This window comes from Paucihalobacter sp. (assembly GCF_036825875.1).
Taxonomy (GTDB): Bacteria; Bacteroidota; Bacteroidia; order Flavobacteriales; family Flavobacteriaceae; genus Paucihalobacter.
Genome location: NZ_DAISXK010000086.1, coordinates 1 through 3,414, shown reverse-complemented (window position 1 = coordinate 3,414; position 3,414 = coordinate 1). Strand labels below are relative to the sequence as shown.

The window sequence follows — 3,414 nt, the reverse complement described above, 5'->3', positions numbered from 1 at the left end:
AATAACCCTTTTGATCTTTATAAGCAGATGTATAGTTGAATTCATTATTGGTAAGGCCATCTTCTACATAGTAGTTATGGTGATCGGTATTATTTAAACTAAAAGTTGATAAACCGTTGTAAGTTGCGGCAATTATGTTATTGGTATCTGTTGATAGAATTGAAACCACGTTGTTATCTGATAGTCCGTCTTCTTTATCAATAACTTCGATGGTATTTTTATGCATGTTTAAAATATTAATACCGCCACCAAACGTACCTATAAAAAGTTGGTTGTTTAATTCGTATAGACTTAAAATAGAATTTTTATTAAGAGAAGGCATGGAGCTGATAGTATATTCAGCTTCTATAGTGCCATTTAAGTTAAGTTTCAGTAAACCTTGATTAGAAGTACCTATCCAAACAATAGAAGGATTAATTGTACTTTGAAGGAGTGTTTTTATTTCGTAATCTTCTTCAAGGGCTTCTATCAAAACAGGCTTAAAATCTTTCGTTTCAGGATCAATAAAAATAAGTTTTGAAAGTTTAAAACCCGTTAACAATCGGCCATCTTCTAAACCAATAATGGGATTGGGTTTTGTTTCATTTAAATAAAGTTTATACGCACCGTAAGAGTTAATATTTAGTGTGTTAAAATCAATTTCCAGTAAATAATTGGTAACGGTATAAGCTTTATTGTTTATGGTATCTGCTACAAAAAAACGTGCATCTTTCAACTTTTGATCTCCATAAGGCAAAACCACCGGTGTAGCTTTGCCAAAAGAGTCGATACGATATAACTTATTTTCGGATTCGCACATGGCAGCAATATCGCCACCCTTTATAGGAAAAATACTTCTAAAAGTTCTACCCCAACTACTCTCATCCACTTTAAGGATTTGTTTAAAATTTTGCGGCTTTAATTTTACTTTTATAAGTCCGTTATCGGTACCTAGCCAAAGTAAATTTGATGCATCAATAAACAAACAATTAATATTAGTAAAGTCTAATATTTGTTCAATTTTAGCAGAATAATCGGTTAAATTACCCGAGGCATCACGGTAAAATAATTCCTTTTTGCCCGAGAACCAAATACCGCCGTAATGATCTTCAGCGGCATTAACAAAAACAGCATCGTGTTCTAAAAGTCTGTAATTAAATTCTAAATTGTTATAAACATCAATTCCGCCCTTACTTTCAGGAAAATAGTAATGTTTGCCGTTAGGCCCCATAAACGACGCTCCAAAATGGATGGTATAACCATACCAATCGTAGGTATCCAAAATTTTACGATTAATAACCTCTCCATTTTGATTAAATAAAGTTAAACCGTGATTAATAGTGGTCCAACACACCTCATTGGCCGGTGTTATTTCTAAAGATGTAAAGCCTGCGCTCTTTCGTTCAAGAGATTTTATAAATTGAAACGATTTACCGTTGTATTTTAACAGATTTTGTGTCTTGGTTTGGTCGTACTTGAATTCATCTGTTACCACCCATAAATTATCGGTTTTATCTAAGGCTATTTCTATAACTTCATTGTTGAGCAAGTCGCTGTCATCACTTATGTCTTGTAAAGTCTCTGTATCGAGATTTAAGGCGAATAACTTGTGATTGGCAGTAAACCATAAGGTATTAGTTGACTTTTGGAATTCAACCCTCATTAACACCTCAAAAGGAATAAAATTGGGATTATCCTTACTATTATCAAATACTTTAAAGGCATTACCATCGTATTTAGCAAGTCCTTGCCTAGTACCAAACCACATAAATCCATCGGTATCTTGAGCAATGGTATTTACATGCCTGAAATTTAAGCCTTGCTCTGTGGTAAGTATCTCAACTTGAATGGCATTTTGTGAATGTAGCATTACAGGCAAACAGAACCATGCCCATAACAAATAGCATATGCCGAATTTTAAATACAAAACATTTGGTGGTTAGATGTCTCAAAGATACTATTTTTTAATATCAACAACCACATCAATATGTGATTGAAATTGAAAAAATAGCGCCTTATCTTGCTTTTATTAAAAAGCCCTGCATCTAATAATTGATTAATAGCCTAATGAATTATTTGAGATGTATATACTTAACAACAACCAATTAAGTCTGCCAAAGCTGCTGTTTTTAGTTTGTAATCATGCTAATATTAGTAATTTAACTTCTCATATTTTATTTAAAATAATAGTCTTTAACGCCAAAAAAATTAATAAGCTACTTATTTCAGTGTATTTAGAATGTATGCTTATTGCACAAATAGATCATCAAAAATCTAAAATATTATTACTAACCATTAAAATTTAAGGCTAAATGTTAGATGTGTTTTGTTTTAAGTTAATCGGTATTTCAAAATCCTAATGCACTTAACCAACCAATGGTTAGAAGAAGGATCGGGGCTTACGGTTTTTGTGGAGATGTTACCTGTGGCCCCGCATTCTTTAAAAAAATTCAATAATGAATATCAACCAACAATAAAATATTATGAAACAATTATGTATTGCACTGCTGATTCTACCACTAATGGTAACAGCACAAAATTTTGAAGAAGCACTCTTATCGATGAGTGTAATTACTGTTAAGCAAGGCCATAACGCCCAATTTTTAGAAGGAGTTAGCAAATGGAAAGACTGCTATGTTGAAAACGAAGGTACCAACCAATGGAACTTTTGGTCGAGAGTACAAGGTGAAGGTAGTGTCTATGGACTCACAGGGTGGATGAGCAACTGGGCCGAAATGGATAAAGAAGACGCGGCAAGTGAAAAATGCGCAATGAACGCTGTTAATTTCATCATTCCTCATATTGAAAAATCAGAATATAACATCGCCAGTACCTTACCCGATTGGAGTAAAAAAACAATGGCTACCGATACTAAAGTTGTTTGGGTAACCTATTTCAGAGTGAAAAACGGTCCAGCGTTTAGTGAAGTTATTAAAGAAATCACCGGTACTATAAAAACTAAAGAAGGTGAACCACGTGGACAATGGTATGCATTTGAAGGTGGTGGTGAACAATCACCTGATTATATGGTGGTAAGCTCATTTAACGGTTATGCCGCATTAGATGAAGAACGCGATGGTCCTTGGAAAGTATACGAAAACGTACACGGCAAGAAAAAAACAGACGATTTAAGAGCTAAGTATCGAAGTGCTGTTGACAACTCTTGGGCTTATTTGTGGAGCCTTAACGAAAAACTATCCAACCAATAATAACTAACCTAAATAGGCTAGACAAAAAAAGTCTGGCCTATTTTTTTTATTAAAAAAATTATGAAAACATCTCAACAACCAGAATATTTTCTGCTAAGACCTGAAGTTGAAAAAGCCTATGGCTACTCACACGCTGTTAAAATTGGCAACCACATCAAAGTTTCCGGAGCGGTGAGCATGGACGATGAAGGTAATCCAACCGGTGTAGGCGACCTTTTACAACAAA

2 protein-coding genes and 1 pseudogene are annotated in these 3,414 nt (G+C 34.1%); 2 read left to right on the top strand and 1 reads right to left on the bottom strand.

The window, feature by feature from the left end; translation table 11 throughout:
- Window positions 1-1,849: ligand-binding sensor domain-containing protein (locus V7Z48_RS13505; RefSeq protein ID WP_334114150.1), on the bottom strand; the 1,849-nt coding region annotated here is incomplete at its 3' end.
- A gap of 613 nt (window positions 1,850-2,462) precedes the next feature.
- On the opposite strand from V7Z48_RS13505, the gene V7Z48_RS13500 reads away from it, so the two are divergent.
- Both V7Z48_RS13500 and V7Z48_RS13495 read left to right on the top strand, forming a co-directional pair.
- Window positions 2,463-3,188 carry a hypothetical protein gene (locus V7Z48_RS13500; protein ID WP_334114148.1) on the top strand — a complete coding sequence of 242 codons (726 nt, stop codon included), beginning with the start codon at window positions 2,463-2,465 and terminating at the stop codon, window positions 3,186-3,188.
- Between the two features lie 60 nt (window positions 3,189-3,248).
- Window positions 3,249-3,414 (top strand): annotated as a pseudogene (locus V7Z48_RS13495) (RidA family protein); the annotation flags it as partial.